Origin of the sequence: Pseudomonas cyclaminis (genome assembly GCF_015163715.1) — a bacterium.
In the GTDB taxonomy this organism is placed as follows: Bacteria; Pseudomonadota; Gammaproteobacteria; order Pseudomonadales; family Pseudomonadaceae; genus Aquipseudomonas; species Aquipseudomonas cyclaminis.
Map to the genome: position 1 here is coordinate 1 of NZ_JADDUM010000191.1, position 6,080 is coordinate 6,080.

The following is a 6,080-nucleotide window of genomic DNA, read 5'->3' on the forward strand; positions in this document are numbered from 1 at the left end:
AACCCTACATGTAGGGTTTTTTTCGCGCCGAGGTACAAGATAATGCGTTTTGGGGGGCTTAGCAACGCACTACCTGTGGATAACGCTGTGGGTAAAATGTGTATGAAACGTGGAACACCCGTGTAGGCCGCAGTGCTGCTGGATTCGGCCGTTTGTCACTGAATATTCCAAGTTAAAAACAGCCGGTTGGATTTTTGAGGGCGCGAACCCTATCACAAAAAAACGCGATCACCGAATGGATTTACCGGCTTGTGTTTGGGGGTTGGGGCATGGCTACAATCGGCCTTCAATAGAGGCAGTAGTGTGCTTCCCGTACATGACAATAATTAGAATCGAGGTAGCGCATGGAGCAAGAAGCCTGGCAAATCCTGATCGTCGAGGATGACGAGCGATTGGCTGAACTGACCCGTGAGTACCTGGAAAGCAACGGCCTGCGCGTGTCGGTTGAAGGCGACGGAGCCCTGGCCGCCGCACGGATCATCGCCGAGCAACCCGACCTGGTGATCCTCGACCTGATGCTGCCCGGCGAAGATGGCCTGAGCATCTGCCGCAAGGTACGCGAGCGCTACGAGGGTGTGATCCTGATGCTCACCGCCCGCACCGACGACATGGACCAAGTGCTGGGCCTGGACATGGGCGCCGATGACTACGTGTGCAAGCCCGTGCGCCCGCGCCTGTTGCTGGCGCGCATCCAGGCGCTGCTGCGGCGCAGCGAGCCGCCGAACCCGCCACCGTGGAAAACCAGCGGCGCCTGCAATTCGGCCCATTGGTAGTAGACAACGCCCTGCGCGAAGCCTGGCTGCACGACGGCAGTATCGAACTGACCAGCGCCGAATTCGACCTGCTGTGGCTGCTGGTGGCGAATGCCGGACGCATCCTGTCCCGCGAAGAAATCTTTATCGCGCTGCGCGGCATCGGCTATGACGGCCAGGACCGCTCCATCGATGTGCGCATCTCACGAATTCGCCCGAAAATCGGCGACGATCCGATCCATCCACGCCTGATCAAGACCATTCGCAGCAAAGGCTACCTGTTCGTCCCCGAAGCCTGCGCCGACATGCCGCTGTGAACTCGATCTTCCTGCGCATCTATGGCGGCATGTGCGCGGCGCTGATCCTGGTGGCGCTGCTGGGCGTGCTGGCCCTGCACCTGCTGAACGAGGTGCGCAGTGGTCAGTACCGCGAGCGCCTGGCCCACGGCACCTTCGCCCTGATGGGCGACAACCTGCAGCCCATGAGCGCCATCGAACGCCAGCGCGCCCTGGCAGTGTGGGAGCGTTTGCTGGGCATCCCCCTCGAACTGCGCAGCCTCACCGACGCGCAGTTGGACCTCAGCCAGCGCAACCGCCTGCAACGTGGCCAGGTACTGGTGGAGCAGACCGGGCCCCATGCCGCTCGGGTGCTGCGCCTGGTCAGCGATAAAGAGCAATGGGTGCTGACGGGCGAGGTGCAGCAGATCAGCGAACAACTGGCCCGTGCGACTATTTACCTGCTGGCCGACGAATTGGTGCGCTTCCCCGTGGCCGAGCAGCCGCAACGGTTGGCGGATATAAAACAAGCCAAGGGCTTTGGCTTTGAAATGCACCTGATGACCCTCGATCAGGCCGATATGGACGACGACCAGCGCCGTCGTGTGTCGGAGGGGGACACGGTGATGGCCCTGGGCAAGGGCGGCGATTCGATCCGCGTGTTCTCCGGCATTGTTGGCACGCCCTGGGTACTGGAACTTGGCCCGCTGTATCAAATGAACCCGTATCCGGTGCAATGGCTGGTCCTTATCGCCTTGATCGGCCTGACCCTGATCGGCCTCATCGTCTATTTATTGGTACGCCAGCTTGAGCGCCGGCTCCGTGGCCTGGAAGCCGCGGCGACACGCATCGCCAAGGGCAACCTGGAAGTGCGCGTGCCGGCCCGGGGCGCGGACTCGGTGGGCCGCCTCGCCGCCGCCTTCAATGGCATGGCCGAGCACTTGCAGCAATTGCTGGCGATCCAGCGCGAGCTGGTGCGTGCGGTGTCCCACGAACTGCGCACACCGGTGGCGCGCCTGCGCTTCGGCCTGGAGATGATCGGCGATGCTGCCACCCCCGAGGCCCGGCGCAAGTACCTGGAAGGCATGGACGGCGATATCCAGGACCTCGACGGCCTGGTGGATGAAATGCTCACCTACGCACGGCTGGAACAGGGCGCGCCGGAGCTGAGTTTTCAGCGGGTCGACCTCGATGCATTGCTTGATCAGGTGATTGGCGAATTATCGCCACTGCGTGCGCAGGTGACGGTGGCGCGGGGAATCTGTTTGTCATCGGCCCATTGGGACGACGCCTGGGTCGACGCCGAACCCCGCTATTTGCACCGCGCCCTGCAAAACCTGGTGAGCAACGCAATGCGCCATGCCCAGGGCCAGGTGCTGATCAGTTATCAGGTGGGTCAGGTGCGCTGTCGCATCGATGTGGAGGACGACGGCCCTGGTGTGCCGGAAAGTGCCTGGGAGCGTATCTTTACGCCGTTCCTGCGACTGGACGACAGCCGCACCCGCGCTTCCGGCGGCCATGGCCTGGGCTTGTCGATTGTGCGGCGGATCATCTATTGGCACGGCGGGCGGGCGCTGATCAGCAAGAGCAACAACCTGGGAGGGGCGTGCTTTAGCCTGAGTTGGCCGAGGGATCAGGACAAACCCCGATAGCGATCAATCAGGCACCAACGGCCACCAGGCTCAGCAACTGCCCGTCATCCACCGCAAACTGCCCGACCAGCTCCTTGCCGTGGCACCACTCGCTGGACAGGTCAGTCAGCAGCCGCAAGCGCACATGCCCGGCCTCGGTCCATTCAACCACCTCGGCATGCTCAAAATAGAAGCGCTTCTGCACAATCGGGTAGAGCGCCTTGAACAGGCTCTCCTTGACCGAAAACGTCAGTGTCACCAGCAAAGCAATCTGCTCTCGCGGCACGTTGGCCATACGTTGCAGCTCGTCAGCCGTCAGAATTTCCCCGGCCAGCCGCTCCGCCCGTTCCAGCGTCAGTACATTTTCCAGGTCCATCCCCAACCCGCGCCATTGCGCCTTGTACCCGACAATCGCCGCGGCATGCCCGGTGCTGTGGGTGATGGAGCCACTGACGTGCGCAGGCCAGACCGGTGCACGGTCTTCGCCGATAGCCGGTATGCAGTCCAGTTGATCAAGCTGTTGCAAGGCGGCGCGGGCGCACAGGCGACCGGCCAGGAACTCGGCCTGGCGCTTGGCCACCGAGCGCTGGATGCTCGCCGGTGGCGGCACGGCGCAGTGCTGGAAATCACCAGCCGCCAACAACGCCGGGTCGAAGCGGGTGCCGAGAAACACCGTGCCCGGTAAAGGTTCGGGCAGCGGCCAGTGGGCGTTGAGTGGGGTGCAGCAAGCAGGTAGACGGTTCATGGGCGGTAGTTTGCCGAGTTGAGGCGCCAGAGGATAGCCCGCAGCGGTGTGCCGCCTGTTCAGGGGGAGTTCAGGGGCGTTTGCGTAGGCTGGTTCCAACAGCCAAACGCGTATGAGGTAACACCATGACTGCGATCAAAAAGCTGATGTTGGCGTTGACCATGCTCAGTGCCACCGCCGGGGTCCAGGCCTCTGATGGTGACTTTGCCGCATTCGGTCGCGAGAAAACCAAGAAAACCAGCACCTTGATTCAACGCGTCAGCTTTGACGACGCGAGCAGTCAGCCTGCGCCTTGGGGCCAGTCACTGGGCGTTACCGCACCGCAGCCGGGGTACCGCACCGGTTACACGCACCTGAGCGGCCAGTTCAATGGCATTAAACTGCGCCCGCAAGACCTGCAGGGCCGCTATGATGTCCCCCTGTCGGACAGTTGATTTGCTTTGGAGAGCCCTATGAAATTGCTGGTGGTGGAAGATGAGGCGCTGCTGCGTCATCACCTGTTTACCCGCCTGACCGACAGCGGCCACGTGGTCGAGGCTGTGGCCAATGCCGAAGAGGCGCTGTACCAGACCGGTCAATTCAACCATGACCTGGCGATCATCGACCTCGGCTTGCCCGGCATGGGTGGCCTGGACCTGATCCGCCAACTGCGCAGCCAGGCCAAGACGTTTCCGATCCTGATCCTCACCGCCCGCGGCAACTGGCAGGACAAGGTCGAAGGCCTGGCCGCCGGCGCCGACGACTACGTGGTCAAACCGTTTCAGTTCGAAGAGCTGGAGGCACGCATGAACGCCTTGCTGCGTCGCTCCAGCGGGTTCACCCAGTCGACCATCGTGGCCGGGCCCTTGCTGCTGGACCTCAACCGCAAGCAAGCGTCCCTCGACGAACAGCCCCTGGCGCTGACTGCCTACGAATACCGCATCCTTGAATACTTGATGCGCCATCACCAGCAAGTCGTCGCCAAAGATCGCTTGATGGAACAGCTCTACCCTGATGACGACGAGCGTGATCCAAACGTCATTGAAGTCTTGGTCGGTCGCCTGCGCCGCAAGTTGGAAGGCCGGCCGGGTTCAAGCCGATCGACACCGTGCGTGGCCTGGGTTACCTGTTCAATGAGCGCTGCCGTTGATCCGCTCGTTACGTGTGCGCTTGATGCTGGCGGCCGCGACCTTGGCCGTGTTGTTTATGCTCGGCCTGCTGCCGGCCATGCAGGGCGCGTTCAGCCTGGCGTTGCAGGATTCCATCGAGCAGCGCCTGGCGTCGGACGTGACGACGCTGATCTCCGCCGCACGGGTCGAAAATAATCGCCTGATGATGCCGGCGCAGTTGCCGGACGAACGTTTCAACCTTACCGACAGCCGTTTGCTCGGCTATATCTACGACCGCGAAGGCCACCTGGTGTGGCGCTCGCGGGCGACGCGGGAAGAAAACATCAACTACAAGCCGCGTTATGACGGGCGCGGCAATGAATTTGCGCGGATTCGCGAGGCGGACGGCCAGGAGTTCTTCGTCTACGACGTGGAAGTCAAACTGCTCGGCGGCAAGAGCGCGGCGTTCAGTATCGTTGCCCTGCAACCGGTGCGTGAATACCAGTTGACCCTCGAAGGCCTGCGCGAAAACCTCTACCTGGGCTTCGGCGCCGCCTTGCTGGTGCTGCTGACGTTGCTGTGGCTGGGCCTGACCTGGGGTTTGCAAGCCCTGCGGCGCTTGAGCCAGGAGCTTGACCAGATCGAAGGCGGCACCCGCGAAAGCCTGTCCGAACAACACCCACGTGAATTGCTGCGTCTCACCGGCTCCCTCAACCGCTTGCTGCACAGCGAGCGTGAACAGCGAGCGCGGTACCGCGACTCCCTGGATGACCTGGCCCACAGCCTGAAAACCCCGCTCGCCGTGTTGCAAGGCGTGAGCGAAGACATGGCCAAGCGCCCCGAAGACCGCGACCAGGCCTGGGTGCTGCAATCGCAGATCGAGCGTATGAGCCAGCAGATCAGCTACCAGTTACAGCGCGCCAGCCTGCGCAAAAGCGGCCTGGTGCGCCATCAGGTACGCCTGGAACCGGTGCTGCAAAGCCTGTGCGATACGCTGGGCAAGGTCTACCGCGACAAGGGCGTCAGGGTGTCCTTTGAGTTGCCGCAAGCCTGCGACGTGCCAATCGAGAAGGGCGCCTTGCTGGAGTTGCTCGGCAACCTGCTGGAAAACGCCTATCGACTGTGCCTGAGCGAAGTGCGCGTCAGCCTGACGGAGAATCTCGAAGGCATCGAGTTGTGCATCGAAGATGATGGGCCAGGCGTGCCGCCCGACCAGCGTGCGCGGATTCTGCAGCGGGGCGAGCGGCTGGACCGCCAGCATCCGGGGCAGGGGATTGGGTTGGCGGTGGTCAAGGACATCATCGAAAGCTACGGCGCGCGGCTGACCTTGGGGGATTCGCCGCTGGGTGGGGCGGCGTTCAAGATTCATTTTCCTGCGGTGTAATCCGTAGTGTCTGGGCTGGCTCTATCGGGGGCAAGCCCCCTCCCACCTTTGACTGTGTTCACAAAGTTTGATGTGTGAATAAATTCAACATGTGGGAGGGGCGGTGCGACGATTCGAACTTGCCCCCGATGGCGATGGGTCTGAGTACATATCCGTTGGTCAGGTAACGGCCACCTAGGGTTCCGCTTTTACAGCCGGCTCACTT

General features: G+C 62.2%; 4 protein-coding genes and 2 pseudogenes. 5 read left to right on the forward strand and 1 reads right to left on the reverse strand.

The annotated features are described in order from the left end of the window. The first annotated feature begins 344 nt into the window (after positions 1-344). Positions 345-1,069, forward strand: a pseudogene (locus IQK56_RS22325) (response regulator). Continuing rightward, complete coding sequence (locus IQK56_RS22330; protein ID WP_193863559.1) at positions 1,066-2,679, forward strand: ATP-binding protein; 1,614 nt, start codon at positions 1,066-1,068, stop codon at positions 2,677-2,679. Before IQK56_RS22325 ends, IQK56_RS22330 begins: the two are co-directional and overlap by 4 nt. 7 nt (positions 2,680-2,686) lie before the next feature. Here the strand turns inward: IQK56_RS22330 and IQK56_RS22335 are convergent, their stop codons facing one another. Further along, positions 2,687-3,403: a 4'-phosphopantetheinyl transferase family protein gene (locus IQK56_RS22335; protein ID WP_122306494.1), complete on the reverse strand. Its 717-nt coding sequence runs from the start codon at positions 3,401-3,403 to the stop codon at positions 2,687-2,689. A 125-nt stretch (positions 3,404-3,528) separates the two neighbouring features. Between IQK56_RS22335 and IQK56_RS22340 the strand changes: the two genes are divergently transcribed. The 3 genes and pseudogenes from IQK56_RS22340 to IQK56_RS22350 all read left to right on the forward strand — a co-directional run bounded on the left by IQK56_RS22340 (position 3,529) and on the right by IQK56_RS22350 (position 5,875). Then, the gene (locus tag IQK56_RS22340) at positions 3,529-3,837 is read left to right on the forward strand and encodes a hypothetical protein (RefSeq protein ID WP_122306493.1); all 309 of its coding nucleotides are present in this window, start codon (positions 3,529-3,531) and stop codon (positions 3,835-3,837) included. A gap of 18 nt (positions 3,838-3,855) precedes the next feature. Next, positions 3,856-4,532, forward strand: a pseudogene (locus tag IQK56_RS22345) (response regulator). After that, on the forward strand, positions 4,529-5,875 hold the full coding sequence (locus IQK56_RS22350; protein WP_122306492.1) for an ATP-binding protein: 1,347 nt from the start codon (positions 4,529-4,531) through the stop codon (positions 5,873-5,875). The pseudogene IQK56_RS22345 and the gene IQK56_RS22350 overlap by 4 nt, the downstream one beginning before the upstream one ends. The last annotated feature ends 205 nt before the right edge of the window (positions 5,876-6,080 follow it).